General features: G+C 66.2%; 26 protein-coding genes. 8 read left to right on the top strand and 18 right to left on the bottom strand.

Going from position 1 to position 25,750, the window contains the following annotated elements:
• Positions 1 to 67 precede the first annotated feature (67 nt).
• The 6 genes from FHJ30_RS06465 to FHJ30_RS06440 all read right to left on the bottom strand — a co-directional run bounded on the left by FHJ30_RS06465 (position 68) and on the right by FHJ30_RS06440 (position 5,851).
• Entirely contained in the window at positions 68 to 1,177 is a 1,110-nt protein-coding gene (locus FHJ30_RS06465; protein WP_240793621.1) for a BMP family protein, read from the bottom strand.
• 268 nt (positions 1,178 to 1,445) lie between these two features.
• Entirely contained in the window at positions 1,446 to 2,456 is a 1,011-nt protein-coding gene (locus FHJ30_RS06460; protein WP_139028484.1) for an NADP-dependent oxidoreductase, read from the bottom strand.
• Positions 2,453 to 2,881, bottom strand: coding sequence for an organic hydroperoxide resistance protein (locus tag FHJ30_RS06455; RefSeq protein ID WP_139028483.1), 429 nt, complete (start codon positions 2,879 to 2,881; stop codon positions 2,453 to 2,455). Before FHJ30_RS06455 ends, FHJ30_RS06460 begins: the two co-directional genes overlap by 4 nt.
• A 44-nt stretch (positions 2,882 to 2,925) precedes the next feature.
• Entirely contained in the window at positions 2,926 to 3,360 is a 435-nt protein-coding gene (locus FHJ30_RS06450; protein ID WP_139028482.1) for a MarR family winged helix-turn-helix transcriptional regulator, read from the bottom strand.
• A gap of 101 nt (positions 3,361 to 3,461) precedes the next feature.
• Positions 3,462 to 4,661 (bottom strand): amidohydrolase, encoded by a 1,200-nt coding sequence (locus FHJ30_RS06445; protein ID WP_139028481.1) that lies wholly within the window; start codon positions 4,659 to 4,661, stop codon positions 3,462 to 3,464.
• Between the two features lie 56 nt (positions 4,662 to 4,717).
• A complete protein-coding gene (locus FHJ30_RS06440; protein WP_139028480.1) occupies positions 4,718 to 5,851 on the bottom strand; it encodes a mannose-1-phosphate guanylyltransferase in 1,134 nt (377 codons plus the stop codon).
• 283 nt (positions 5,852 to 6,134) lie between these two features.
• Here FHJ30_RS06440 and sdhC point away from each other — a divergent pair, with 283 nt between their 5' ends.
• The 5 genes from sdhC (at position 6,135) to FHJ30_RS06415 (ending at position 10,550) form a co-directional block, all read left to right on the top strand.
• Positions 6,135 to 6,515: a succinate dehydrogenase, cytochrome b556 subunit gene (gene sdhC, locus FHJ30_RS06435; protein WP_139028479.1), complete on the top strand. Its 381-nt coding sequence runs from the start codon at positions 6,135 to 6,137 to the stop codon at positions 6,513 to 6,515.
• A gap of 3 nt (positions 6,516 to 6,518) precedes the next feature.
• On the top strand, positions 6,519 to 6,992 hold the full coding sequence (locus FHJ30_RS06430; RefSeq protein ID WP_139028478.1) for a succinate dehydrogenase hydrophobic membrane anchor subunit: 474 nt from the start codon (positions 6,519 to 6,521) through the stop codon (positions 6,990 to 6,992).
• Positions 6,993 to 7,100: 108 nt separating this feature from the next.
• On the top strand, positions 7,101 to 8,900 hold the full coding sequence (sdhA, locus tag FHJ30_RS06425) for a succinate dehydrogenase flavoprotein subunit (protein WP_139028477.1): 1,800 nt from the start codon (positions 7,101 to 7,103) through the stop codon (positions 8,898 to 8,900).
• A gap of 1 nt (position 8,901) precedes the next feature.
• Positions 8,902 to 9,684, top strand: a complete 783-nt coding sequence (locus FHJ30_RS06420; RefSeq protein WP_139028476.1) for a succinate dehydrogenase iron-sulfur subunit — start codon at positions 8,902 to 8,904, stop codon at positions 9,682 to 9,684.
• 95 nt (positions 9,685 to 9,779) lie between these two features.
• Positions 9,780 to 10,550 (top strand): S9 family peptidase, encoded by a 771-nt coding sequence (locus FHJ30_RS06415; RefSeq protein ID WP_139028475.1) that lies wholly within the window; start codon positions 9,780 to 9,782, stop codon positions 10,548 to 10,550.
• Here the strand turns inward: FHJ30_RS06415 and FHJ30_RS06410 are convergent.
• From FHJ30_RS06410 to glyA, 10 genes are all read right to left on the bottom strand, one after another.
• A complete protein-coding gene (locus FHJ30_RS06410; RefSeq protein ID WP_139028777.1) occupies positions 10,507 to 11,556 on the bottom strand; it encodes a YihY/virulence factor BrkB family protein in 1,050 nt (349 codons plus the stop codon). The genes FHJ30_RS06415 and FHJ30_RS06410 overlap by 44 nt on opposite strands.
• A 97-nt stretch (positions 11,557 to 11,653) precedes the next feature.
• Complete coding sequence (locus FHJ30_RS06405) at positions 11,654 to 12,316, bottom strand: 2'-5' RNA ligase family protein (protein WP_228405544.1); 663 nt, start codon at positions 12,314 to 12,316, stop codon at positions 11,654 to 11,656.
• 4 nt (positions 12,317 to 12,320) lie between these two features.
• A complete protein-coding gene (gene trpS / locus FHJ30_RS06400) occupies positions 12,321 to 13,364 on the bottom strand; it encodes a tryptophan--tRNA ligase (protein ID WP_139028474.1) in 1,044 nt (347 codons plus the stop codon).
• Positions 13,365 to 13,384: 20 nt separating this feature from the next.
• The gene (locus tag FHJ30_RS06395; RefSeq protein WP_139028473.1) at positions 13,385 to 14,218 is read right to left on the bottom strand and encodes an exodeoxyribonuclease III; all 834 of its coding nucleotides are present in this window, start codon (positions 14,216 to 14,218) and stop codon (positions 13,385 to 13,387) included.
• Positions 14,219 to 14,228: 10 nt separating this feature from the next.
• On the bottom strand, positions 14,229 to 14,789 hold the full coding sequence (locus tag FHJ30_RS06390; protein ID WP_139028472.1) for a hypothetical protein: 561 nt from the start codon (positions 14,787 to 14,789) through the stop codon (positions 14,229 to 14,231).
• An 88-nt stretch (positions 14,790 to 14,877) separates the two neighbouring features.
• Positions 14,878 to 15,720, bottom strand: coding sequence for an ABC transporter permease (locus FHJ30_RS06385; protein ID WP_139028471.1), 843 nt, complete (start codon positions 15,718 to 15,720; stop codon positions 14,878 to 14,880).
• Positions 15,717 to 16,562: an ABC transporter permease gene (locus FHJ30_RS06380; RefSeq protein ID WP_139028470.1), complete on the bottom strand. Its 846-nt coding sequence runs from the start codon at positions 16,560 to 16,562 to the stop codon at positions 15,717 to 15,719. Before FHJ30_RS06380 ends, FHJ30_RS06385 begins: the two co-directional genes overlap by 4 nt.
• Complete coding sequence (locus FHJ30_RS06375; protein WP_370633172.1) at positions 16,555 to 17,556, bottom strand: ABC transporter ATP-binding protein; 1,002 nt, start codon at positions 17,554 to 17,556, stop codon at positions 16,555 to 16,557. Before FHJ30_RS06375 ends, FHJ30_RS06380 begins: the two co-directional genes overlap by 8 nt.
• Before the next feature lie 129 nt (positions 17,557 to 17,685).
• Positions 17,686 to 18,609 carry a bifunctional methylenetetrahydrofolate dehydrogenase/methenyltetrahydrofolate cyclohydrolase gene (locus tag FHJ30_RS06370; protein ID WP_139028469.1) on the bottom strand — a complete coding sequence of 308 codons (924 nt, stop codon included), beginning with the start codon at positions 18,607 to 18,609 and terminating at the stop codon, positions 17,686 to 17,688.
• Between the two features lie 3 nt (positions 18,610 to 18,612).
• Entirely contained in the window at positions 18,613 to 19,911 is a 1,299-nt protein-coding gene (glyA, locus tag FHJ30_RS06365; protein WP_139028468.1) for a serine hydroxymethyltransferase, read from the bottom strand.
• A gap of 276 nt (positions 19,912 to 20,187) precedes the next feature.
• Here glyA and purU point away from each other — a divergent pair, with 276 nt between their 5' ends.
• The 3 genes from purU (at position 20,188) to FHJ30_RS06350 (ending at position 22,391) form a co-directional block, all read left to right on the top strand.
• Positions 20,188 to 21,048: a formyltetrahydrofolate deformylase gene (gene purU, locus FHJ30_RS06360; RefSeq protein WP_139028467.1), complete on the top strand. Its 861-nt coding sequence runs from the start codon at positions 20,188 to 20,190 to the stop codon at positions 21,046 to 21,048.
• A gap of 32 nt (positions 21,049 to 21,080) precedes the next feature.
• On the top strand, positions 21,081 to 21,746 hold the full coding sequence (locus FHJ30_RS06355; protein WP_139028466.1) for a class I SAM-dependent methyltransferase: 666 nt from the start codon (positions 21,081 to 21,083) through the stop codon (positions 21,744 to 21,746).
• A 126-nt stretch (positions 21,747 to 21,872) separates the two neighbouring features.
• Positions 21,873 to 22,391: a gamma carbonic anhydrase family protein gene (locus FHJ30_RS06350; protein ID WP_139028465.1), complete on the top strand. Its 519-nt coding sequence runs from the start codon at positions 21,873 to 21,875 to the stop codon at positions 22,389 to 22,391.
• Here FHJ30_RS06350 and FHJ30_RS06345 read toward each other — a convergent pair.
• Entirely contained in the window at positions 22,388 to 24,121 is a 1,734-nt protein-coding gene (locus tag FHJ30_RS06345; RefSeq protein ID WP_171058947.1) for an NAD(P)/FAD-dependent oxidoreductase, read from the bottom strand. The genes FHJ30_RS06350 and FHJ30_RS06345 overlap by 4 nt on opposite strands.
• Positions 24,118 to 25,665: an amino acid permease gene (locus FHJ30_RS06340; RefSeq protein WP_139028464.1), complete on the bottom strand. Its 1,548-nt coding sequence runs from the start codon at positions 25,663 to 25,665 to the stop codon at positions 24,118 to 24,120. The genes FHJ30_RS06345 and FHJ30_RS06340 overlap by 4 nt, the downstream gene beginning before the upstream one ends.
• Positions 25,666 to 25,750: the final 85 nt, after the last annotated feature.

The raw sequence follows: 25,750 nt of genomic DNA, 5'->3' as shown, positions 1-25,750 counted from the left end.
GCAGCCAGCAAAAAGCGCCACCGCCCGGCCAGTCGGTAACCGGCCGGGGGTGGCGCTCAGGCGGGGGTCAGGCCTTGGGGCTTGCCGCGGACTCGACCTTCAGCTTGCCGTCGATGATGTCCTTCTTGATCTGGTCCAGCTCGGACTTCAGTTCGGCCGGGACCTGGGAGTCGAGGTCGTGGAACGGCGCCAGCTGGACGCCCTCGTTGGCCAGGGTGCCAACGTACGGCGTGTTGCTGAACTTGCCTTCCTTGTCCTCCTTGACGACTGCCTCCACGGCGTCGCCCATCTGCTTCATGACTGAGGAGAGCATGATGTCCTTGTAGTCAGGCGCCGTGAGGAAGCCGTCGGAGTCAACCCAGATCAGCTTGACGTCCTTGCCGGCGGCCTTGGCTTCCTTGAGTGCGGAGCCCGCGCCCTTGCCGACCGGACCGGCCACGGGCATCACGATGTCCGCGCCCTGGTCCAGGAAGTTCTGGGTCAGCTGCTTGCCGACGTCCTGCTTCTCGAAGTCGCCGGTGAAGCTGCCGTCCTGGGCTTCCTTGTTCCAGCCAAGGAGCTTGACGTCCTTGCCCTTCTTTTCGTTGTAGTACTTCACGCCGTCAGCGTAGCCGTCCATGAAGATGGTGACGGTGGGGAGCTTGATGCCGCCGAACGTGGCAACCGTCCCGGTCTTGGTGGTCCCTGCGGCGAGGTAGCCGGCAAGGAAGGCTGCCTGGGCGGTGTCGTAGATGATCGGCTTGACGTTGCTGATGGGCGTCGCGTAGCCGAAGTCGATGATGGCGAAGTGGCTGTCCGGGTTGGCCATGGCCTGTGCCTTGGTGGCGTCGCCCAGCAGGAAGCCCACAGTGACGGTGAGGTCGCATCCTGCGGTGACCATCGCGCGGAGGTTGGGTTCGAAGTCGTTGTTGGTCTTGGACTCCACCTGGTTGACCTTGATGCCCAGGTCCTTCTCGGCCTTCTTGAGGCCCTCGTAGGAGGACTGGTTGAAGGACTGGTCATCGAATCCGCCGGAGTCGGACACGATGCAGCCGGTGTAGTCGCTGGCCCCGGCCGTCGAGCCGCTGCCCGCCTCGGGGGGCGCACCACAACCGGCCAGCACGAGCGCGGTGGCGCCCATCGTGGCCAGTCCCGCAACTGAACCGCGCTTGAAACCTGCACGCAGTGAGTTCTTCAATTTTCCTCCAGGATGAAGAGAGTGGCGCTACGGCTCGAATTCAATGAGTGTCCGTTTCTGCACTGAAATTCTGTTTTCACTGAGGGCACGCAGCGCTGCGCCGGAGCGCACTGATGCCACCCACTTTAGTGGCCTGCGCCACGTCCCATCAGCACGGCCGCAGGCTATCCCGAAGATTGTTTACAAGTTGTTACCAACCAGTAGGGGCACCGCCCCCAAGCGGCACCCCCACTGGTGTTTCAGGGCCGCCGGTTGTGGCGGCACCTGGCTAAAGGCGGACCAGCATCTTCCCGGTGTTCGCCCCGTCCAGGAGGTCCATGAACGCCTGCGGGGCGTTCTCCAGCCCGTCCACGATCGTCTCGTCATAGCGGACGGTGCCGTCAGCCAGCCAGCCCGCCATCTTTCCCGCGAACTCCGCGGCATGCTGCCGCTGGCCGCCCACCAGGAAGCCCTTGAGCGTGAGCTGCTTGCCGATGGCCAGCATCAGGTTGCGGGGCGCAGGCGTCGGTTCGGTGGAGTTGTACTGGGCAATGGCCCCGCACATTGCCACGCGCCCGCCCACGTTGAGGACGGCCAATGCCGCCTCGAGGTGCTCGCCGCCCACGTTGTCGAAATAGACGTCGATGCCGCCGGGGCCGGCGGCCTTTTCGAGCTGGCCGCGTACGGGCCCGTCGTGGTAATCGAAGGCTGCGTCGAAGCCCAGCTCGAGGAGCCGAGCCACTTTGGCCGGCGAACCTGCCGAGCCGATGACGCGGGAGGCTCCCATTGCCTTTGCTATCTGGCCTACGAGCGAACCGACGGCTCCTGCTGCGCCGGAGACAAAGACCGCGTCTCCCGGGCTGAACCCGGCTACTTTGAGCAACCCTGCGTAGGCGGTGAGTCCGGTCATGCCCAGCGCACCGAGGAAGGCCGACGCCGGCGCCAGGTCCGTGCGGACAGTTTTCGTGGCGGCCGCGTCCACCACCGCATAGTCGCGCCACCCAAGGGAATGCACGACGACGTCCCCCTCCTTGAGCCCGCCGGAACGGGACGCGACCACCTCACCCACCGCGCCGCCGTCGAGCGCTTTATCCAGGGCGAAGGGCGCTGAATAGGACTTCACGTCATTCATGCGCCCACGCATGTACGGGTCGACGGACATGAACAGGTTCCGCACCAGGACCTCGCCGTCACGGAGTTCGGGCAGCCGCGCTTCAGCCAGTCGGAAGTTCCCCGGCACGGGCCGGCCCACCGGGCGGGAGGCGAGCTGGATTTCGCGGGCTGTTGCGGGAAGGCTCATACGGCGAACTCCAGGATCTTGATGTCAACGGTGATGTTGCCGCGGGTGGCGTTGGAGTAGGGGCAGATTTCGTGCGCCTTGGCCACCAGCTCCCCGGCGGCTGCCAGGTCCATGGCAGGGAGCGCCACTTCCAGTTCAGCGGCGAGCCCGAAGCCGGCGCCGTCCAGCTGGCCCAGGTGCACTTTGGCGGCAACGGCGGAATCGGTCAGGTCGGCGCGTTCCTTGCGGCCCACCAGCCGGAGTGCCGAGTGGAAGCACGCGGCGTAGCCGGCGGCGAAGAGCTGCTCCGGGTTGGTGCCCTGGCCCGTTCCGCCGAGCTCCACGGGGCTGGCGAGGCTGACGTCAAGCTTGCCGTCGCTGGAGCGCGCGGTGCCGTCGCGCCCTTCGCCCGAGGCAAGGGCCTGGGCAGTGTAAAGAGTCTTCACGGTAAATCCGTCCTTGTAGGGGTGGGAGAAATGTCGACGATGCGTCAGTGGGCCGCATGGAGGGCGGCGGTGAGCTTGCCGAGCGTCCGGCGCAGCTGCTCGAGCTCCGCGGCGGAAAGTCCGGCGGCATCCGCCAGCCGCTGCGGGATGGCTGCCGCGGGGCCGCTCAGGCTGCGGCCCGCGGTGGTCAGGTGGATGGCTACGCGCCGTTCATCCTCGCCCGAGCGGCGGCGCTCCACCAGCCCCAGGGCTTCCAGCCGCTTCAGCAGCGGCGAAAGGGTGCCGGAGTCCAAACCGAGTTCCTCGCCGATTTCCTTCACGCCGCGCGGTTCGTTCTCCCAGAGCACCAGCATTACCAGGTACTGCGGATAGGTCAGGCCCAGTTCCTCAAGGACCGGACGGTAGACGGCGGTGGCGGCCTTGGAGGCGGAATAGAGCGCGAAGCAAACCTGGCGGTCCAGCCGCGGGGCATCAGTCATGGTTCAACCATAGGGCGCAAGTAAGTTGTGCACAACTTACTTGTGCCCTCAGCCGCCCTCGAAGGGCGCAGGAGGTACGACGGCGGCGTCCGCCCCTCGGATTACAGGTCGCGGATGGTGCGCAGCGCCGCTGCGGTAAGAACCCGGATGCCCAGGCCGAGGGCCCGCTCGTCCACGATGTAGTCGCCGCGGTGGAGGTCGTATTCCTCGCCGCCGGGCGTCTTGGTGCCCAGGCGCATCATGGCTCCGGGAAGTTCGGCCAGGAACCAGGCGAAGTCCTCCCCGCCCATGGACTGCGGCGTCAGCACCACGGCGCTTTCCCCGATTTCGGCGCGGGCAGCCGCCTCGATGATGGCGGTCTCATGCTCGGAGTTCACCACCGGCGGCACTCCCCTGGTGTGTTCCAGGCGCACGTCCACGCCGTAGGGCGCAGCCACCTGGTGGACAACCTCGTCAAGGAGCTCTCCGGCTTCATGCCACGCCTCGCGGTCCAGGCACCGCATGGTTCCTGCCATGTAGCCGGTGCCGGGAATCGCATTGGGTGCTGAACCTGCGGAGATCTGTCCCCACACCACGGACACGCCGCTGCGGACATCCACGCGGCGGGAGAGGACGGCGGGCACGTTCACCGCAATCTGGGCGAGCGCGAACACCAGTTCCTCGGTCAGGTGCGGGCGCGACGTGTGGCCGCCGCGGCCGGAAAGTTCGATCCGGATGGTGTCCGAGGCGGACGTGATGGCGCCGATGCGCGTCCCGATTTTGCCCACGTCGATCCGGGGATCGCAGTGCAGGGCGAGGATCCGCGGCACGCCGTCCAGCACGCCCTGCTCGATGCAGGAGTGGGCGCCGCCGGGCATGGTTTCCTCGGCCGGCTGGAAGATGATGCGGACAGTGGCGCCCAGCGGCTCGTCCTGGTGCATCCGGTGCAGCACCAGGGCGATGCCCAGCATAGTGGTGGTGTGGACGTCGTGGCCGCAGGCGTGGGTTACGCCGTGGTTCTTCGAGGCGAACGGCAGGCCGGTCTCCTCGATGATGGGCAGGGCGTCGATGTCGCCGCGCAGGGCGGTGGCGATGGGCCCTTCGCCCACATCTACGGTGAGTCCGGTCCCCTCCAGGCGGCGGGGGGTGAGGCCGGCAGCCTCAAGCCGCTCAGCAAGCTTGTCGGTGGTGCGGAATTCCTTGAAGGAGAGTTCCGGGTGCGCGTGCAGGTCCCTGCGGAAGTCGATCAGTTCCGGCAGGAGCGGCTCGAGCCACGGAGCCACCAGGGCGGTGGGCTCGGCTTCAGTAGTGTAATTGCGCACTGCTTCACTCTAGCGAGGGTGGCGGCATTAGCGGCCATCACGGTCGCCGCGTTACATCAGAGGACGTCTGTATCGCCGCTGGCCTTGAGGGCGTCAACGGCGGCCTTGACCCGCTGGGAGTTGGCCATGGTGGTCACCAGCAGCGCGTCCGGCGTGTCCACGATGACCACGTCCTGGATCCCGATCAGGGCGATCACCCGCTTGGTGTCGGTCACAACCACGCCGCTGGAGTTTTCCGTGAAGACGCGCGCGCCTTCGCCCAGCACCGTGACGTCGTCAACCTCCTTGGCACTGTTGAGCCGGCCCACGGAGGCGAAGTCGCCGACGTCATCCCAGCGGAAGGAACCAGGTACGACGGCGACGTCCCCGGCTTCGGCGGCAGGCTCGGCCACCGCGTAGTCGATGGCGATCTTCGGCAGGGTGGGCCAGACGCGGGCGGTGACCTCGTCACGCTCAGGGGTGTCCCAGGCCCGTGCGATTTCCTGCAGACCGCGGAACAGCTCCGGCTGGTTGGCTTCCAGGTGCTTGAGCAGCAGGGCCACGGGTGCCACGAACATGCCCGCGTTCCAGACGTAATTGCCGCTGTCCACGTACTGCTGTGCTACCTGCTCGTCCGGCTTTTCAACGAACTCCACCACGTCCTGGGCGCTCGGAGCGCCTTCAATGTGGAGGGCCTGGCCGGAGCGGATGTAACCGAACCCGGTGGACGGGTGGGTGGGCTTGATGCCGATGGTCACGATCTTGCCGGCGGCGGCGGTGTGGATTGCCTCGCGGACTGCCTGCTGGAACAGGTTGTCCGGGCTGATGACCTGGTCCGCGGCGAAGGAACCCATGATGGTGTCCGTGTCACGCTCGTGCAGGATCGCCGCGGCAAGGCCGATTGCGGCGGCGGAATCCTTCGGCTCCGATTCGAGGACGAGATCCGAATCCCCGACCTCCGGAAGCTGGCGGCACACGGCTTCCCTGTGGGCCTTCCCGGTGACTACCAGCACCTTGCTCCCGGCGAGCGGGTGCAGCCGGTCGTAGGTGGCACGCAGCAGCGTGCTGCCCGAGCCGGTGAGGTCGTGAAGGAACTTGGGAGCTGCGGCGCGTGACAGGGGCCAGAGGCGGGTCCCCACGCCGCCGGCCGGGATCACCGCGATAAAGCGGTCAAGGGGTGATGCCGGGCTTGTCACTTTGTCTGTACTCATCACCGCCTACTTTAGCGGAACGGGCCCTGGGCCCTCCGTCGGGCGGTTTCGGCCCAAGGAGGGCGGCAGTATGGCAGGCTCCCGGCGCCGGTCCGCGGCGAGTGTGTCCTTTGTCTCAAAATTTCGTGGGTTCCGCGCCACTGCTGGTCACCAAGGAACTCCTAAATTGAATAAGCTGTCAGCGAAGCCTAGATTTAGGCCTGAGCTACGAGTGCTCTCGCAGCAGGCGTTCCCCCCGCGTGGATCTCATGCCAGCGCCGCTGTGTTGCAGGGAGGTTTATCAGTGCCGACAAAACCAGCTGGCACCTTGTACCGCGGCCGTGAAGGCATGTGGTCTTGGGTAGGACACCGTATTACCGGTGTAGTGATCTTTTTCTTCTTGTTGGTCCACGTATTGGACACCTCCTTGGTGCGCGTGTCTCCCGAGGCCTACACCACCGTGATCGGTGCCTACAAGAACCCCCTCATGGCCCTGGGCGAGACCGGCCTTGTCGCCGCCATCGTCTTCCACGCCTTTAACGGCCTGCGGATCATCGCGGTTGACTTCTGGAAGAAGGGTGCCAAGTACCAGCGGCAGATGCTGTGGGCAGTCCTGGCCCTCTGGCTTGTCACCATGGTCGCCTTCGCCATCCGCCACCTGTCCCTCGCCCTGGGAGGTCACTAAGCCATGAGTGCAACCATTGAAAATCCACGTAGTGGACAAATGAGCGGGCGGATCGCCCCGCAGTACCGCCGCCATGGCGGGAGCAAGGGAAACTTCGAGATGATCGCGTGGCTCTTCATGCGGCTCTCCGGCGTGGTCCTTGTGGTCCTGATCTTCGGGCACCTCTTTGTGAACCTCCTGGTCGGCGAGGGCATCCACGCCATCGACTTCGGTTTTGTGGCCGGCAAGTGGGCCGATCCGTTCTGGCAGTTCTGGGACCTCGCCATGCTGTGGCTGGCCATGCTGCACGGAACCAACGGCGTGCGCACCATCATCAACGACTACGCCGAAAAGGACTCGACCCGCCGCTGGCTGAAGACGGTCCTCTACTCGGCCACCGTCGTCATCATTGTCCTGGGCACCCTGGTGATCTTCACCTTCAACCCTTGCCCCGTCGTCGACGGTGTGCCCCTGCCTGGCGGATTCTGCCCTGCCTAGCACCGGCACCACCCCGGGCCCGCGGGTACAACCGCGGGCCCTGTTTTGCGGCGCAGGCAACGCCGGCCCGTTGTTTTATAGCGAATTTTGAGAGAAAGAGCATCTGGTATGCAGGTCCATAAGTACGACGTCGTCATCGTCGGTGCCGGTGGCGCTGGCATGCGCGCCGCGATCGAATCCGGTCAGCGCGCCCGCACAGCAGTACTGACCAAGCTCTACCCCACCCGCTCGCACACCGGTGCGGCGCAGGGTGGCATGTGTGCGGCCCTTGCCAACGTCGAGGAAGACAACTGGGAATGGCACACCTTTGACACCGTTAAGGGCGGCGACTACCTGGTTGACCAGGACGCCGCCGAGGTCATGGCCAAGGAAGCCATCGACGCCGTGCTTGACCTCGAAAAGATGGGCCTGCCGTTCAACCGCACGCCCGAAGGCCGGATTGACCAGCGCCGGTTCGGCGGGCACACCCGCGACCACGGCAAGGCCCCCGTCCGCCGCGCCTGCTACGCCGCGGACCGCACCGGCCACATGATCCTGCAGACCCTGTACCAGAACTGCGTCAAGCACAACGTCGAGTTCTACAACGAGTACTATGTCCTGGACCTGCTGACTGTCGAGGAGGACGCTGTCCGCGCGGACGGTACCCCCTACAAGCAGAAGCGTGTTGCCGGCGTCGTGTCCTATGACCTCGCTTCCGGCGAGCTGCACGTCTTCCAGGCCAAGTCCGTGGTGTTCGCCTCCGGCGGCGCCGGCAAGGTCTTCAAGACCACCTCCAACGCGCACACCTTGACCGGTGACGGCATGGGCATCGCCTTCCGCCGCGGCATCCCCCTGGAGGACATGGAGTTCTTCCAGTTCCACCCCACCGGCCTGGCCGGCCTGGGCATCCTCCTCTCCGAGGCCGCCCGCGGCGAAGGTGCCATCCTGCGCAACTCCGAGGGTGAGCGCTTCATGGAGCGCTACGCCCCCACCATCAAGGACCTGGCGCCCCGCGACATTGTTGCCCGCTCCATGGCCAACGAGGTCCGCGAAGGCCGCGGCTGCGGCCCGAACAAGGACTATGTCCTCCTGGACCTGACGCACCTGGAGCCGGCGCACATTGACGCCAAGCTTCCGGACATCACCGAGTTCGCCCGCACGTACCTCGGCGTTGAGCCCTACACAGAGCCCGTTCCGGTGTTCCCCACGGCGCACTACGCCATGGGCGGCATCCCCACCAACATCACTACCGAGGTCCTGCAGGACAACGACACCGTGGTCCCCGGCCTGTATGCAGCCGGCGAGGTTGCGTGCGTATCTGTCCACGGCTCGAACCGCCTGGGCACCAACTCGCTGCTGGACATCAACGTGTTCGGCAAGCGCGCCGGCATCGCCGCGGCTGAGTACGCCAAGACGGCTGATTTTGTGGAACTGCCGGAGAACCCGCTGGCCTACACCACCGAACTGCTGGATATTGCCCGCAACGGCACCGGCGACGAAAAAGTGGCTGTGATCCGCAAGGAACTCCAGGACACCATGGACGCCAACATGCAGGTGTTCCGCACCGCGGAGACGCTGAACCAGGTGCTCCGCGACATCGCTTCCTTCGAGGAGCGGTACAAGCGGATCAACGTCCAGGACAAGGGCAAGCGCTTCAACCTTGACCTGCTCGAGGCCGTTGAGCTCGGCTTCCTCCTGGAGCTGGCCAAGGTCATGACCGTGGCCGCCCTCTACCGCGAGGAATCCCGCGGCGGACACTTCCGCGAGGACTTCCCGGACCGCAACGACGAAAAATTCATGAAGCACTCCATGGCGTACAAGGATGACCACGCCCCGGCGGACGGATCGGCTGAGTCAATTGCCGGCATCCGCCTGGCCACCAAGCCGGTCGTCTTTACCCGCTACGAGCCGATGGTGAGGAAGTACTAAGATGTCAGCTGAACTTGCTGAGCCAGCCTCAAAGATCGAACTGCCTGCCGGCGTCGGCGGTGGCGGCGAGATCCCCACGTTCGATGTGCACCTGCGCGTCCGCCGGTACAACCCGGAGGTTTCCGAGGAAGCCACCTGGGACGACTTCCACCTGACCATGTACGGCACGGACCGTGTGCTGGATGCCCTGCACAAGGTCAAATGGGAAACGGACGGCACCCTCTCCTTCCGCCGCTCCTGCGCGCACGGTGTGTGCGGGTCGGATGCCATGCGCATCAACGGCCGCAACCGCTTGGCCTGCAAAACACTCCTCAAGGACCTGGACACGTCCAAGCCCATCACGGTGGAGCCCATCAAGGGCCTGCCGGTGGAGAAGGACCTCATCGTGGACATGGAGCCGTTCTTCCAGTCCTACCGCGAGGTCATGCCGTTCCTCATCAACAAGGGGCACGAGCCCACCCGCGAACGCCTGCAGTCCGCCGAGGACCGGGAGCGTTTCGATGACACCACCAAGTGCATCCTCTGTGCTGCGTGCACGTCCTCCTGCCCGGTCTTCTGGACCGACGGCCAGTACTTCGGGCCGGCCGCGATCGTCAACGCGCACCGCTTCATCTTCGATTCCCGTGATGACGCCGGCGACATGCGCCTGGAGATCCTCAACGACAAGGAAGGCGTGTGGCGCTGCCGCACCACCTTCAACTGCTCCGAAGCATGCCCCCGTGGCATCCAGGTGACCCAGGCAATCGCCGAGGTCAAGCAGGCCATTCTCTCCCGCAAGATCTGACAAAGGATTGAGCGGACGACGGCGCCGTCCCCCACTTAAGGGGAACGGCGCCGTCGTTGTTTCGCGGTTTAGGCGCACAGAAGAAAGGGGACGCCATGTCCCGCTCCGAAAAAGTCAGCTTTGAAGGCTCCACCGGCGAGATGCTCTCGGGAATCATCGATGTTCCGGAGGGGCCCGTCAAGGGCTGGGGAGTTTTCTCGCACGGTTTCACGCTGGGAAAGGACAGCCCGTCCGCGTCCCGGATGTGCAAGGCGTTGGCGGACAGCGGCGTGGGCATGCTCCGGTTCGATAACCTCGGCCTGGGCGGTTCCGCAGGCGAGTGGTCCGCCGGCTCGTTCAGCCACAAGGTGGCGGACACCGTCAGGGCGGCTGAGTTCATGCGGAGCCAGGGGAAGCAGATTTCCCTGCTGGTGGGACACTCCTTCGGCGGCGCGGCCGTCCTGGCTGCCGCACGGGAGATTCCCGAGCTCGACGCCGTCGCTACCGTTGGGGCGCCCTTCTCGCCGAAGCACGTGGCGCACGTGTTCGATGCGGCCCTGGATAAGATCCTGAGTGAGGGCAGTGCCGAGGTGGACCTCGGCGGGAAGCGGGTGGAGATCCGCAAGCACTTCGTGGAGGACCTGGAAAAAGCGGACCTGACGGACTGCATCAAGCAGCTGCACAAGCCGCTGATGGTGTTGCACTCCCCCACGGACAACACCGTGGGAATCGAAAACGCCAGTACGATCTTCCAGACAGCCCGCCACCCGCGGAACTTCGTCTCCCTCGAAGGCAGCGACCATCTGCTCACGGGCAAAGGCCAAGCGGCGCGGGCCGCACGCATCATTGCTGCCTGGGCCGACCAATACCTCGACGCCGGGCAATAGCCGGGGCACCGGCATCGGCATGCGCGGGCACCTTCCCTGGCTGGACCTGGCGGGCGCCCCACGTGCCCTTGTCATGGCCCGTGGAGGCGGTGTGCAGGTCCGCCTCCCGGACGGCCGCCCAGCCGGCTGAAACCAGGTAGGCCTGGCTCACCAGGTTGAACCAGATCAGCAGGCCGATGATGATGGCGAACGGCGCCAGGATGGGATTCCGCCCTGCCCCGGCCAGCAGTTCGGTGCTGAACACCTGGAGGACCGTGGTGCCCACCGCAGCCAGGATGGTTCCCTCCAGCAGGGCGCGGCGGGAAAGTTTCAGGCCGGCCGCCAGCCGGAACATGATGAGGGCAGTCACCCAGTTCAGGACCAGCGGCACTGCGATCTTGATCGATGTGGTGAGCGGGCCGGCAACAGCGTCATCGAGCCGCAGGAAGTCGGTGACCCAGCCGGCGGCGGTTCCAAACACCAGGGAGGCTCCGGCGCTGATCACCAGGGCCACGCCCAGCAGCACCAGGGTGCCCGCATCCCGGAGTTTGAGGAGGATGGGGTTGACCAGCAGCGGCGGCAGTTCCAGCACGCCGCGCAGCCCGTCCCGAAGTCCGGCAATCCAGCCCAGGGACGTGATGACCGTGACCACGGCGCCTATCAGGGCTGTCCAGCCAAGCCCGTCCGGGTTCAGCAGGTCCTGGGGGTCAACCAGCCCTTCGCCCCCATTTACCTTGAGGAGGCCCGGCGCACTTTGGGCAACACTGCCAATGATCGTGTCCAGGAGGGCGGGCTGTCCGCGCAGTACCAGGCCGGCAATGGAGAAGCCGGTGGTGAGGAGGCCGGTAATGGAGAAGAACATGTTGAAGCCGATGCCGGCGCTCATCAGCGGACCGTGCTGGAGCGTGTAGTGCCGGAAGGCGCGCATGGGACGAAGGGCGTTAAGGAGGGCAAGGAGCCACTGGACCATGGCCACCAGGCTGGGCACGGGCCCTTTGCCAGCCCTCCGTGCCTTGTTCCACTCCATCCTTTTCTGGATCACCGCGAGCTTCAGGCGGGCGTGGTCCGTGGGGAGGGGCTGGTGTTCAGTCTGTTTCGCCTGGTGCCGGGACGGGGTCCGTGAGTCAGGTGCCGCCGTCGTTGTCAGTTTGGGTCCCAAAGTCCAGCTCTTCCCGTAGCTGCCAGATGCCGTCGGCATCGTGCTCGTAAAGTCCCATGCTAACCACGGGGAAGGTGGCCCTGTAGTTCCGCAGCACCGTTTCGGCTTCGTCGAGGCTTTCCGGCGGCACATCGTGGGCGATGGTGACGTGCGGGTGGTAGGCAAACGGCAACTCGCGGTGCAGGGGACCCTGCTGGAGCTTTTCGTGCAGGTGGACGCAGTCTTCGAAGCCGTCCTCGACGTTGATGAAGACCACCGGCGAGACCGGACGGAAGGTTCCGGTTCCGGCGATGGTGACCTTGAAGGGCCTCTGCTGGCGCGCCACCTCGCGGACGTGCTCGCGGGTGGCCTCCCAATCCTTGGTAGGGGTAGTGGTTACCAGCGTGATGTGGGCCGGAACGACGCCGGCCAGGGGATCACCGAAAGACGCCCGCCAACGCTGCAGCTCCTCCGCGATTTCGGCGGGAAAGCCAAGGATGACGCCCACGCTGATGTCCTCCGTGCGGGACGGGCGGCCACGCGGGACAACGCGACGGTCCGCTGGGTCTCCGTGGGGGTTGGCGGGTGTCCCCGCCGTCCGGCGGGGGGAACGGGTGCCTTCCCTTGCGGTGACTTTGCTGGACGACATAACGCTAGTGGACTCCGGCGAGGCTGAGGGACGGCAGGAAACCCATGCGCTCGTAAACCTGGGCGAGCGTAACCGAGGCAATCTCGCGCGCCCGCTCCGCCCCGTGGGCGAGCAGGCGGTCCAGCTCGGCCGGATCCTCCATCAGTTCGTTGGTGCGGTTCCGCAGCGGTGTAATGAAGTCCACCACCACCTCCGCAAGGTCCACCTTGAGATGGCCGTACATCTTGCCCTGGTACTCGGTCTCGAGCTCGGCCACCGTCTTCCCGGTCAAGGATGAGTAAATGGTGAGCAGGTTGGAGACGCCGGGCTTCTCCTCCGTATCAAACCGTATTTCCGTTCCGGCGTCCGTCACTGCCGATTTGATGCGCTTGGCAGCGATCTTCGGGTCCTCCAGCAGTTGGATGGCCCCGTTGGGTGACTCCCCGGTCTTGGACATCTTGGCGCTGGGGTTCTGCAGGTCGTAGATCTTGGCGCTTTCCTTGACGATGGTCGCCTCCGGGACGGTGAAGGTTGGACCAAAGCGGGTGTTGAAGCGCTGGGCCAGGTTCCGGGTGAGCTCCAGGTGCTGGCGCTGGTCCTCACCCACTGGCACCAGGTCCGTCTGGTACAGCAGGATGTCCGCAGCCATCAGGGTGGGATAGGCAAAAAGCCCCAGGGTGGCGGCGTCAGCACCGGACTTCTGGGTCTTGTCCTTGAACTGGGTCATGCGCGAGGCCTCGCCGAAACCGGTGATGCAGTTCAATGCCCACGCCAGCTGTGCATGTTCGGGCACGTGGGACTGGACGAAGAAGATGCTCTTGTCCGGGTCGATGCCCGCAGCGATGTACTGCGCGGCAACGATCCGGGTGCGTTTGGCAAGCTCGGCCGGATCGAAGTCAACCGTAATGGCGTGCAGGTCCGGGATGAAGAAAACGGCGTCGTACTCAGCCTGCATGTCCACCCAGTTGCGGACGGCGCCGATGTAGTTGCCCAGGTGCAGGGAATCAGCGGTGGGCTTGGCGCCGGAGAGGATGCGCTTCTTGGCGGCGGGCGAAGTGGGGCTAGTCATCTGGGAGGAAACCTTCGGGCTCAGAGCTGGTAATCCACTACCAGCGGGGCGTGGTCGGAGAAGCGGGTGTCCCATGACGCCGCCCGGTCCACCACCGCGGAGATGGCGGAGGCGGCCAGCGCCGGGGTGGCCAGGTGGTAGTCGATGCGCCAGCCGGTGTCATTGTCAAAGGCCTTGCCGCGCTGCGACCACCAGGTGTACGGCCCGTCAACCGGTCCTGCCAGGTTGCGGTGGACATCGTGCCAGCCGATTTCCTCGCCGAAAAACCTGTCGAAGTAAGCGCGTTCTTCGGGCAGGTGGCCCGCCTTCTTGACGTTGCCTTTCGAGTTCCGGATGTCCAGCGGGGTGTGGGCCACGTTGAGGTCACCCACCACCAGGGCATGGTCGCTGTGCTTGGTCAGCTCCGGGAGCCGGGTGCTCATGACATCCAGGAACCGGAATTTGTCATCCTGCTTCGGTGTGCCCACCTCGCCGGAGTGGACGTAGGCGCTTGCCACGGTGAGCTGGACGGGCTGTCCGGCCGCGTCCCGCAGGCGGAAGTCGGCCTCAACCCAGCGGCCGGCCGTGGCGAAGTAGTCGTCGCCGATGCCGTTGCGGGTTTCCAGTGGCTCTTCACGGGATGCGATGGCGACGCCGGCGCGGCCTTTGGCTTCAGCTTCCGCGTGCAGGATGTGCCAGCCTTCGCCCAGCAGCTGGCGCACGATTGCGTCGGGGGCGCGGACTTCCTGCAGGCAGAGGATGTCCACCTCGCGGGGCTCCAGCCACGCCGCCATGCCGTTCTTGAACGCAGCCCGGAGGCCGTTGACGTTGACGGATGCGATGCGAAGGTGGTCCTTGTTCAATGCCGAGCTCACCCGCTCCACTCTAGTCGATGATGGTTCCGGTGACCGGCTCTCCACTGCCGCCCGAGGACTTGATCATGTCCCTGGCGTTGGTGGCCGTAATCTCGATGGTTTCCAGGGCCCGGTGGATGGTGTCCTGGTTGGCGGCGGCACCCTTGGCACGCTCCTCCTCCACCACGCGGACCTGGACCTGGACAATCTTGAAGGAGTGGTCCAGCTTGAGGTCGCGGACTTCCTCAGCCTGGCCTCGCTCGGCCACAACCCGGGTTCCACCCTGGTCTGCCGCGGCGTAGGGGCCGCGCCCTGCAGCGGAGGTGAACGCATTCTGGGCTTCGCTCAGCTTGGCGCCGGCCTTCTTGGCCGCCTTCTGGATGCTGAAGACCACAAAGGACGCAAGTGCCAGCCAGAAGAAGGCGATGACGGCAACTACCCAGCCCACGACGTCGTTCTGGTTGGCCGCGAAGATCACGGCCACGATGAAGGCGGTGACCAGGACCATCAGTCCGGGCCCGCTGATGCGGAACATGGAGAATCCGCCCCTGGCCGGTTTGGAGGATGACTTGGAGCTGCCCAGAGATTGCATGCACCCATTCTCTCAAACCCTGCGGTGTGCTCCCGCCGCCTTCCACCCGCGGCGAACACAGCCCCTCCCCTACTTGGCTGGGTGGGAGCTACTTCAGGAAGAGTTGGCGCAGGCGGAGCGTGGTGAGCAGCATGCCGACGGCGGTCATCACCAGGTAGTAGCCCACGTGGACGGGCGTCGCGGCCGAGAACGAGCCCACGCTGATCTGGCGCAGGAGTTCCACCCCGTGCCACAACGGCATCGCCTGGATGACCCACTGGATGGCCTGCGGGTAGACGCTCAGCGGATAGAACGTGGCGCTGAACAGGAACATGGGCAGCATGAGGAAGGTGATCCAGTCCATCTGCTGGAACGTCTTCATGAAGCTGGTGATTCCCATTCCGATGCTGGCGAAGCCGAAGGCGATGAGTACCGAGGCGGGAATCATCAGCAGCGCCCACGGTGTGGTGATCAGACCCATGACCCCCATGACGGCGGTAAAGCCCGTGGCGTACAGCATCCCGCGCAGGAGGGCCAGGAAGATCTCGCCCAGGGCGATGTCCAGCGGGCCAAGGGAGGTGTACAGCATGCCCTGGTACAGCTTTCCGAAGTTCATCTTGAAGAACACGTTCCAGGTGGAGTCGTACACCGCTCCGTTCATCGCCGAGACGGCAAGCAGGGCCGGGGCGATATAGGCCGCGTAGCTGACAGGCGCCCCGCCGGGCCCTTCCACCTCCCCCACCAGCGCGCCCATGCCGACGCCCATGGAGACCAGGAACAGCACAGGCTCGAAGAAACCGGACAGCATAATCAGCCAGTGGCCGCCCAGCGTCGCCTTCAGTCCCCGCGAGATCACCGCCCGGGCATTGCGCGAATACAGGGCGCCGAAGGTCCTGGTCCTGGCCTGCTCCACAGCATTCGGTGCCGTACCTGCACCCGCGGCGCGGCTCATTGCGCCATCCTCGCCGCGAACCGGCGACGCGTCAGGATCCAGCCCAGTACCGCCAGGCCCGCCAGGACCGCAATATGGACAAGGGTGAGGACCAGCGGCTCCTTGTACCCGTAGCTGAGCACCCGGCCAAGTTCGGTGCCGTGCCAGATCGGCGAAATCCAGCCGACCCAGCGAACGGCCAGCGGGAGGGTCTCCAAGGGGAAGAACGTGCCGGAGAACAGGAACAGCGGCATCACAACGAGCCGCATTACAAGGGCGAACTGCCCCTTGTCCTCCGTCAGCGAAGCCGAGTAGGCCATCAGCGGCAGCCCGAAGGACAGCCCGGCCAGGGTGGCCGCTAGGATGCCGGCCCACGCCCAGCCCGACGGGGCGGCACCAAACAGGGCCACAACCCCGAAGTAGATCGCCGACTGCACGAGCAGGCGCAGCGTTACCGCCATGATGTGTCCGGCCGCGATCTGGCCGGGCGTCAGCGGCGAGGCGTGCGGGCCGTAATACGTCCGGCGCCACTTGAACCCGGCCATCACAGGGAAGGTGAATTCGTTGGCCGCCGTCATAACGGCGGCAGAGACGAGCAGTGCCGGCGCAATAAAGGCCAGGTAGCTCCCGCCGCCGAATGCCGCAGCATCGCCGCTGTCCACCAGCGTTGCCAGGCCCACCCCCATGGCAAACAGGTAGGCCACGGGCTGGCCGACGCTGTACATCAGGATTGACCAGCCGTAGCTCTTCATTACCCGGAGCACCTGCTCCGCATAATAGAACGCCCCCCAGCGCCGGGCCTTGGCTGCCGCCACTTCGGGGCTGTGGGCCCGCAAAGCCCCCGCGGACGCCCCCTCAGTCAACGAGGCTCCGGCCCGTGAGCCGCAGGAACACGTCCTCCAGCGAGGACCTGCGCACCAGCGAGGTCAGCGGGCGCAGCCCGCGGGACGCCACCTGCTCAAGGGCGGACTCGCCGTCGTGCGCGTAAATCAGCACGCGGTCCGGGAGGACCTCCAGCCGCTCCCCGATGCCCTCCAGTTCCGCGGCGATGGTGGTGTTCCGCTCGGAGCCGAACCGCAGCTCAACCACCTCCCGGGTGGAGTGCTCACGGATCAGCTGGGCCGGCGATCCTTCGGCCATGATCCGGCCCTTGTCCACCACGATCAGGCGGTCACAGAGCTGCTCCGCCTCGTCCATGTAGTGGGTGGTCAGGATCAGCGTGACGCCCTGCTCCTTGAGCCGGAACAGGCGGTCCCAGAGGATGTGCCGGGCCTGCGGGTCCAGCCCGGTGGTGGGCTCGTCCAGCAGCAGGATCCGGGGTTCGTTGATGAGCGAGCGGGCAATGGTCAGGCGCCGCTTCATCCCTCCGGAGAGGGCATCCACCTTGGATTTCGCCTTGTCCGTCAGCTGCGCGAATTCCAGCAGTTCGTCGGCCTTCGGCTTCAGGTAGCTCATGGGCAGGCCGAAGTAACGGCCGTAGACCAGGAGGTTGTCGCGGACCCGGAGTTCCTCATCCAGGTTGTCCTGCTGCGGGACCACGCCCAGGTGCGCCCGCACTTCCGGCCCGTGCGAGTCCGGGTCCAGGCCCAGGATGCGAAGGTTCCCGGAGGTGCGGCGCGTGACTCCGCCGATCATCTTCATGGTGGTGGATTTGCCGGCGCCGTTCGGGCCCAGCAGGCCAAAGGACTCCCCGGCCGGGACGCTGAAGGAGATTCCGTCCACGGCAACCACGTCCCCGTAGGTCTTGGTCAGGTTCTCCGCCGTAATGACCGTGCGGTGGGCTTCGTTGCGCGGCCCGGCTGCTGGCTGGGCTGTGCCGGCGGCTGTTCCCGGCGGCACGGTGGCTTTGTTGTGCACCCTCCGCAGACTAGTAGAGGGGCGGGGCAGGTGGAAGGGGACTGCCACTTTCTGCGCTTAAAGTCCGACGGCGGCACGGCGCCTTTTGTGCGAAGGTGCCGGGCCGCCGTCGGGCGTGTGCGAGGGGAACTAGTGTGTGGCTCCCGAGCCGCTGTCCTGTGCCACCTGGCGCTCCGCGGCTTCCACCACGTTGGTCATCAGCAGCGCCACGGTCATGGGACCGACGCCCCCGGGGTTCGGTGAAATCCAGCCGGCTACCTCAGCCGCGGCGGGGTCGATGTCGCCGTAAACCCGGCTCTTGCCCGTCTCGGGATCGGTTTCCCGGGTGACGCCGACGTCCAGCACGGCCGCGCCGGGCTTCACGTCGGAGGCCTTGACGATGTGCTTGGCACCCGCCGCACCCACAATGACGTCTGCCTGCCGGAGCAGCTCAGAGAGGTTCTGGGTGCCGGTGTGCGTGAGGGTCACCGTGGCGTTGACGGCGCGCCGGGTGAGCAGCAGGCCGATCGAGCGGCCGATGGTGACGCCGCGGCCCACCACCACAACATGCTTGCCCTTGAGGCTGTAGCCGTTGCGCTCCAGGAGCTCGATGACGCCGCGGGGCGTGCACGGCAGCGGCGAGGTGATCTCGCCGTTGACGTTGAGCACCAGCTTGCCAAGGTTGGTGGGGTGCAGTCCATCGGCATCCTTGGCGGGGTCGATACGCTCCAGGATCGCATCGGTGTCCAGGTGCTTGGGCAGCGGCAGCTGGACGATGTAGCCGTGGCAGGCGGGGTCCGCATTGAGTTCGTCAATGAGTGCCTCTACCTGCGCCTGGGTGGCATCGGCCGGAAGTTCGCGCTGGATCGAGTTCATCCCGATCTCCGCGGACTGCTTGTGCTTCATGGACACATACAGCTGGGAGGCCGGATCCGCGCCCACAAGGACGGTGGCGATGCCGGGCGTGACGCCCTTGGCCTTGAGTACTGCCACGCGTTCGGCCAGCTCGGCCTTGATGGCGGCGGCGGCAAGCTTGCCGTCGAGGACCTTCGCGGTCTGGGTGGTTTCAGTCATGGGTCACCACTGCTCGTGCTGCGGGTACAGCGGGAAGTCGGCGGCCAGTTTGTCCACGCGGGCCTGCAGGGACTCGATGTCCGCGCCGGTGCCGGCCTTCAGTGCGGTGGCGATGATCTCGGCGACCTCGGTGAATTCCTCGGCGCCGAAGCCGCGGGTGGCCAGGGCCGGGGTGCCGATGCGGAGGCCGGAAGTGACCATCGGGGGGCGGGGGTCGAACGGAACGGCGTTGCGGTTCACGGTGATGCCCACGGAGTGCAGGAGGTCCTCCGCCTGCTGGCCGTCAAGCTGGGAGTTGCGGAGGTCAACGAGGACCAGGTGCACGTCGGTGCCGCCCGTGAGGACGGAGACACCGGCATCGGCGACGTCGGCCTGGTTCAGGCGGTCGGCGATGATCTTGGCGCCTTCCAGGACGCGCTCCTGGCGTTCCTTGAACTCCTGGGTGCCGGCAATCTTGAAGGCCACGGCCTTGGCGGCGATGACATGCATCAGCGGGCCGCCCTGCTGGCCCGGGAAGACGTTGGAGTTGAGCTTCTTGGCCCACTCCTGCTTGGCCAGGATCACGCCGGAACGCGGACCGGCGAGGGTCTTGTGCACCGTGGAGGTGACGACGTCGGAGTGCGGCACCGGGCTCGGGTGCAGTCCGGCGGCAACCAGTCCGGCGAAGTGCGCCATGTCCGTCCACAGGAGGGCCCCCACCTCGTCGGCGATGGAGCGGAAGGCAGCGAAGTCCAGGTGGCGCGGGTAGGCGGACCAGCCGGCGATGATGACCTGGGGCTTCTCGGCGATGGCCTGCTCGCGGAGCTTGTCCATGTCGATGCGGAAGTTGTCTTCCTCCACCTGGTAGGCAGCCACGTTGTACAGCTTGCCGGAGAAGTTCAGCTTCATGCCGTGGGTCAGGTGGCCGCCGTGGGCCAGGGAGAGGCCCAGGATCTTGTCGCCGGGGGTGATCATGGCGGAGAGGGCAGCGGCGTTGGCCTGGGCACCGGAGTGCGGCTGGACGTTGGCGTACTCGGCGCCGAACAGGGCCTTGACCCTGTCAATGGCCAACTGCTCGGCAATGTCCACGTATTCGCAGCCGCCGTAGTAGCGGCGGCCCGGGTAGCCCTCGGCGTACTTGTTGGTGAGGACGGAGCCCTGGGCTTCCATCACGGCGCGGGGTGCGAAGTTTTCGGAGGCAATCATTTCCAGGGTGCCGCGCTGGCGGCCGAGTTCCTGGTCCAGGACTGCTGCGATTTCGGGGTCAAGCTCAGCCAGCGGCTGGTTGCTGACGGCGGTGGTTGAGGTGGCTGTAGTAGTCACGAAAAACTCCTGGCTAGGCATACGGGCACTGCTAAGGTCAGGCTACCGGCTGGCGCACCTTCACACCGCCTCGATGACAGGGCGTGAACGCGCACGGCATGGCGCTGCGGTACTGACGGGGTGCAGCCCCAATTCCGGCAAGACATGACCCTCGGCCCAGGCGTACGATCCGTGGTCTTCGTGATTGCCGCTCCCTGGTGGTTAGCCACCCAACGCCAGTTGCGACCCCCTCAGCGTACCAAACCAGGGCCGTGCCGCGCGGGTAGGCTTGTACGCGTGAGTGAAGAGCAGCTGAACCAAGCCTACGTAGTAACCCTGTCCTGCCCGGACCGCCCCGGAATCGTCCATGCGGTGGCCGGCGCCCTGCTGGTGGCGGGCTGCAATATTACGGATTCGCAACAGTACGGCAGCCCTGCAACGGGCAACTTCTTCATGCGGGTAGAGGTGACCACGGCGGCCGCCAAGTCTGTGCTGCGCGCTGCCCTTGAGCCTGTGGCCGAGGCATTCGGGATGCAGTGGAGCCTCAACACCGTGGGCCAGAAGGTGCGCACCCTGGTCATGGCCAGCACCTCCGCCCACTGCCTCAACGACATCCTGTTCCAGCAGCGTTCCGGGACGCTGCCCATCGAGATCCCCGCCATCGTCTCAAACCACCAGGACCTGGCCGGACTCGCGCAGTTCTACGGGATCCCGTTCCACTACATCCCCGTCACCCCGGACACCAAGGCCCAGGCGGAGGACAAGCTCCGTGCCATCATGGCCGAGCATGACATCGAGCTCACCGTCCTGGCCCGTTACATGCAGATCCTCTCCGATGAGCTCTGCACGGAGCTGACCGGCAAGGCCATCAACATCCACCACTCCTTCCTGCCGTCCTTCAAGGGCGCCAAGCCGTACCACCAGGCCCACGCCCGCGGCGTTAAGCTCATCGGCGCCACCGCCCACTACGTGACGGCAGCGCTGGATGAGGGCCCCATCATCGAACAGGAAGTCATCCGCGTGGACCATGCCCGGACGCCGGAGCAGTTCGTCCAGATGGGCCGGGACGTGGAGGGCCGCACGCTGGTCCAGGCCGTGCAGTGGCACGCGGAGCACCGCGTGCTCCTGGACGGCAACCGGACCGTCGTCTTTAACTGACGGCCGTCCCCAAACGGAACGGGGAACGCGGGATGGAACCGGCCACCGGGGATGCCGAGCGGCGTCTCGCCGACTTCTACAACCGCCGCGCCGCCTCCGGGGCCGACCACCCGCCGTCGCACAACCGCGTGGAGCAACGCGACCGCTTTATTGCGCTGCTGAAGTCCGAGGGGCGGCATTCGGTCCTGGAGGTCGGGACGGGGACCGGACTTGACGGCTTGAAGTTCGTTGAGGCCGGCATCCACTACACAGGGGTGGACCTCGCCGAAGGGCAGGTCCGTCGGGCCAGGGGGCGGGGCCTTGACGTCTCCGTGGCCAGCGCCCGGGCCCTGCCGTTTCCCGACGGCGCCTTCCCAGCCCTGTGGACGATGAGCACGCTGCTGCACATCCCTGCCAGTGACATCGATACCGTCCTGGCCGAGCTTGTCCGCGTCAGCGCGCCTGGCGCGCCGATCGCCGTCGGCCTCTGGTCCGGTGAGGATGAGGAGGTGCTGAACCCTGAGGACGACGACGGCGAGCCCCGCTTTTTCAGCCGCCGCAGCGACGCCACGGTCCGGGAAGTCTTTGGCCGCCACGGCAGGATCGAGGACTTTGTCACGTGGCCGGAGGGAACCGGTGCCGAGTCGGGCCCCGGCGCCGGGCGCTGGACGCAGCACTACCAGTTCCTGGTCCTGCGCACCCCCTCCTCCCCCAACTGAGTAGCGCTAAGTGTCGTTTTGGACCCTCAAAACGACACTTAGCGCTACCTAGTTGGGGTGGGAAGGTGCGGGAGTCACATTGGGGCACCCAGGCCGCCGCGCGCAGGGGTGTCCTAGGCTTGGCGCATGGCTCCTCTTTACCCTTTCGCCGGAAACACCCCGGCTGTCCACGAATCCGCCTTCGTCGCTCCGACCGCGTCGATCATCGGCAACGCCACCCTCGCCCAGGATTCCAGCGCCTTCTACGGTGTTTCCGTCCGGGCTGACACGGCCGCCATCACAGTGGGCGCCGGCAGCAACCTGCAGGACAACGTGGTGCTGCACGCGGACCCCGGCTTCCCCTGCACGGTGGGCGAACGCGTGAGCGTGGGGCACGCCGCCGTCGTGCATGGCTGCACTGTGGAGGACGACTGCCTGATCGGGATGGGAGCGACAGTCCTTAACGGCGCGGTGATCGGCGCCGGCTCGCTGGTGGCGGCCGGCGCCGTGGTGCTCGAAGGCACCGTGGTGCCGCCCCGCTCGCTCGTGGCGGGCGTCCCGGGCAAGGTGCGCCGCGAACTCACCGATGAGGAGTACGACGGCGTCCGGTCCAATGCGGCGCGCTATGTCGAGTTGGCCATGGCGCACCGGGAGCTGCACAGCTAATCCAGCGGCATTGGCCCGATCGCGTCCAGCAGCTCGCCCGGCCCCGGGTTGCCCGGGGCCGACGCGCCGCCCAAATGGTTCACCACACCCCAGACTGCGTTGAGGCCGGTGGTCACTGCGCCTTCCGCCCACCCGGCAGTGAAGGACACGTCGTCGCCGGCCAGGAAGATGCCCCGCTGGGATTCGGGCAGCTTGTCCTGCTTGAAGTGCGTGAACAGCCTCTGCTGGTACCGATAATGCCCGGGCAGGTTCGCCTTGAACGCGCCCATGAAGTTGGGATCCGCCTCCCAGGAAACGGTGATGGGCTGGCCCACGATGTGGCCGGCGATGTCCACGCCCGGGTAGATCTGCTCGAGCGAATGCAGCATCAGTTCCACGCGCTCGTCGGCATCCAGGGCCAGCCACTTCAGCGCGTCGTCGTTCCAGGTGTAGGAGAGCAGGATGACGGCGGGCTTGTCCGGGCCGTTGTCCAGCAGGTAGGTGGCGCGGTTGAGCCGGTCCGTGAGGGTCATCGAGAGGACCTCGTTGCCGGTGTCCGGATCGATGTCCTTCCAGAACGGCCGGTCCACCATGACGAAGGTCTTGGAGGACTGCATGTAGTGCGAGCGCTCGATCGCCGTCCACAGCTCCGCCGGGAACAGCGCCTCCTCCGTGTGGATGCGCGTGGACAGCAGCCAGGACTGGCACGTGGCCACCACTGCGGCGTACGTTGCTTCGCGGCCCCACCGTTCGCGGATCCGGAGGTTGCCGTCGGCATCGCGGCTGATCTTCCCCACGGCGCCGCGCGGCGAACCTGCGTGCAGCGAGGAAAGTGACGTTCCTTCCGGCCAGTGCACCATGCCCGACGGCGCGTGCTGCCACAGTGCCTCGGGCAGCCGCTGGGCTCCCCCGCGGATGAGGCGGTGCTGGTCGTCCGCGTCCGTGTAGACCACGCGGAGGATCTCCAGGATGGAGTTCGGGAAGTCCGTGTCCCAGCCGCCGGTGCCGAAGCCAACCTGGCCAAAGGCCTCCCGGTGTGCGAACCCCGCTTTCTTGAAGGACTCGCTGGCGGCGATGAACCCGTAGAAGGTCTGCTCGTCCATCAGCGGCAGCAGGTCGTTCCAGAGCTCCTTGATCCGGGCCGTGTCGCGGGCGCGGATGGCTTCCTGCATCTCCACAAACGTGGCGCCGTCGTTCACGGCGGCCTTCCATGCATCGGCCACTTCCCTGAAGAACGGCGGGAGGTCGCCGGGCTTTTCGGCATAGTGCTTCTTGCCGGCCAGCTCGATCACGGTGCTGGACGTTGCCGGGGACAGCGGGTTGGGGAACTCCTCGGTGTCCAGGCCCAGCAGGTCCACATAGTGGTAGAACGCCTTGCCGGATTCCGGGAACCGCATGCCGCCGAGGTCCGCCACTACTCCGGGCGCCGCGGGGAATGAGGCGGTGCGGAGGCGCCCGCCGATCTGGTCCGCCTCATAAACCACGGGCCGCAGCCCCAGTTTCATGAGTTCGTATGCCGTGACCAGGCCGGAGAGTCCGGCCCCGATGACGGCCACTTCGGTCCCCAGCAGTTCCGGCGGGACAGACCCCAGGCCGTCCGGGTGGGCAAGGTAATGGTCGTAGCTGAACGGGAAGTCCGGGTTCAGCATGGTGATGGGGCCGGCCGCGGCACCGTCAGCTGTAGGGCCGGCGGCCCGGGTGGCGGTAGTGCTGGAGGGGTCTGAGGCCGGCAGTTCGGTGGCGATGGTCATGGAAGTTCTGCCTTCGACGGTTCGAGGGTGTGCTGTGGTGAAAATTGCGGTCCGGAAAGTCCACGGTATTCCTCGTTGCTGAGGGCCGCCACCCGCGAGTTCCGGCGGCCGTAGCCGAAGTAGGCGGCAATGCCCACCAGCATCCAGAGGGCAAAGACCACCCAGGTGTCCGTACCGAGGTTGGCCATCAGGTAGGCGCACATCGCGGCCCCGAGGATGGGCGTGAGGGGGAAGAGCGGCACGCGGAAGGTCCGCTCCAGCTCCGGCCGGGTGCGGCGGAGGTAGATCACGGCGACGTTCACCAGGGCGAAGGCGAACAGTGTGCCGATACTGGTGGCGTCCGCGAGCGCGCCGAGCGGCACAAGCCCGGCGGTGAGTGCGACGGCGGCACCCACCAGGAGCGTGCCGGCCACGGGAGTGCCGGTGCGGCGGGAAACGCGTCCGAAGATTTTCGGGATGAGGCCGTCGCGGGCCATCGACATCAGGATGCGGGTCTGCCCGTACAGCACGGTGAGGACGATGCTGGCAATGGCCAGGACGGCGCCCACGGCGAAGACCAGGGCAATCCATGGCTGGCCTGTGGTTTCCTCCAGGATCTTCACCAGGGCGGCCTCGGTTCCGTCGAACCAGCCCCAGGGCCGTGCGCCGATGGCTGCCACCGCAACCAGGACGTAGATGGTGGTGACGATCAGCATGGAGAGCATGATGGCGCGGGGCAGGTCGCGCTTGGGGTTGCGGGCCTCCTCGCCTGCGGTGGAGGCGGCATCGAAGCCGATGTAGGAGAAGAACACCCGGGAGGCTGCGGCTGAGACGCCGGCGGCGCCCATCGGCAGCAGCGGCTCGAAGTTCCCGGCGTTGAACGCTGTGAAGGCCACGGCGCAGAAGAACAGGAGGATGCCCACCTTCACCACCACAATGGAGGTGTTGATCCAGGCGCTTTCCTTCGCCCCGCGGACCAGGAGGATGGTGGCGAGCACCACGATGACCATCGCCGGGATGTTGACCAGGCCGCCGTCGCCCGGTGGCTGCGACACCGCATCCGGGAGGACAGTACCGAACACCGCCAGGGTTTCGTTCACGTACTGCCCTGCACCCACGGCGACGGCGGCGACGGACACGGCGTACTCCAGCACCAGGCACCAGCCGCAGATCCACGCCATCCCCTCGCCCATGGTGGCGTAGGTGTAGGAGTAGCTGGAGCCTGCCACCGGGACCATGCCGGCCATCTCCGCGTACGAAACAGCGGACAGCAGCGCCGCCAGGCCGGCGATCGCGAATGAAATCCAGATGGCGGGCCCGGCCAGCGGAACGGATTCGCCCAGGATCACCAGGATGCCGGTGCCGAGGGTTGCGCCCACGGAGATCATGGTCAGCTGCAGCACCCCGAAACTGCGGACCAGGCGGGGGCCGCCGTCGTTCCCGGCTGCCTCGCTGACCATCTGGGCGATGGGTTTGCGGCGCAGCAGCTGCGCGGCCAGCGTTGGGCGGCTGCTTGTTCCGCTGCCGCCGGCCGGTGCGCGGCCGGTGAGTGTAGGCACAGTCATCGTTGACGTCCGTTCGTGTCGGTGATTGGTTGAACTGGTTTCCCCTCCCCCAGCGTAGGGTTGTGAGGAGCATCTCAACGGTGTG

Origin of the sequence: Arthrobacter sp. BB-1, assembly GCF_006151685.1 — a bacterium.
Classification (GTDB): Bacteria; Actinomycetota; Actinomycetes; order Actinomycetales; family Micrococcaceae; genus Arthrobacter.
Note: the sequence above shows the minus strand (reverse complement) of the source record. Positions and strands in the feature narration are given on the sequence as shown.

Coding starts and splice junctions, on each gene's coding strand:
- FHJ30_RS06460 (WP_139028484.1), bottom strand. CDS start 2,456: ATGAGCCTTCCCGCAACAGCCCGCGAAATCCAGCTCGCCTCCCGCCCG.
- FHJ30_RS06450 (WP_139028482.1), bottom strand. CDS start 3,360: ATGACTGATGCCCCGCGGCTGGACCGCCAGGTTTGCTTCGCGCTCTAT.
- FHJ30_RS06440 (WP_139028480.1), bottom strand. CDS start 5,851: ATGAGTACAGACAAAGTGACAAGCCCGGCATCACCCCTTGACCGCTTT.
- FHJ30_RS06430 (WP_139028478.1), top strand. CDS start 6,519: ATGAGTGCAACCATTGAAAATCCACGTAGTGGACAAATGAGCGGGCGG.
- sdhA (WP_139028477.1), top strand. CDS start 7,101: ATGCAGGTCCATAAGTACGACGTCGTCATCGTCGGTGCCGGTGGCGCT.
- FHJ30_RS06420 (WP_139028476.1), top strand. CDS start 8,902: ATGTCAGCTGAACTTGCTGAGCCAGCCTCAAAGATCGAACTGCCTGCC.
- FHJ30_RS06415 (WP_139028475.1), top strand. CDS start 9,780: ATGTCCCGCTCCGAAAAAGTCAGCTTTGAAGGCTCCACCGGCGAGATG.
- FHJ30_RS06410 (WP_139028777.1), bottom strand. CDS start 11,556: ATGGAGTGGAACAAGGCACGGAGGGCTGGCAAAGGGCCCGTGCCCAGC.
- FHJ30_RS06405 (WP_228405544.1), bottom strand. CDS start 12,316: ATGTCGTCCAGCAAAGTCACCGCAAGGGAAGGCACCCGTTCCCCCCGC.
- trpS (WP_139028474.1), bottom strand. CDS start 13,364: ATGACTAGCCCCACTTCGCCCGCCGCCAAGAAGCGCATCCTCTCCGGC.
- FHJ30_RS06390 (WP_139028472.1), bottom strand. CDS start 14,789: ATGCAATCTCTGGGCAGCTCCAAGTCATCCTCCAAACCGGCCAGGGGC.
- FHJ30_RS06385 (WP_139028471.1), bottom strand. CDS start 15,720: ATGAGCCGCGCCGCGGGTGCAGGTACGGCACCGAATGCTGTGGAGCAG.
- FHJ30_RS06370 (WP_139028469.1), bottom strand. CDS start 18,609: ATGACTGAAACCACCCAGACCGCGAAGGTCCTCGACGGCAAGCTTGCC.
- FHJ30_RS06355 (WP_139028466.1), top strand. CDS start 21,081: ATGGAACCGGCCACCGGGGATGCCGAGCGGCGTCTCGCCGACTTCTAC.
- FHJ30_RS06350 (WP_139028465.1), top strand. CDS start 21,873: ATGGCTCCTCTTTACCCTTTCGCCGGAAACACCCCGGCTGTCCACGAA.
- FHJ30_RS06345 (WP_171058947.1), bottom strand. CDS start 24,121: ATGACCATCGCCACCGAACTGCCGGCCTCAGACCCCTCCAGCACTACC.
- FHJ30_RS06340 (WP_139028464.1), bottom strand. CDS start 25,665: ATGACTGTGCCTACACTCACCGGCCGCGCACCGGCCGGCGGCAGCGGA.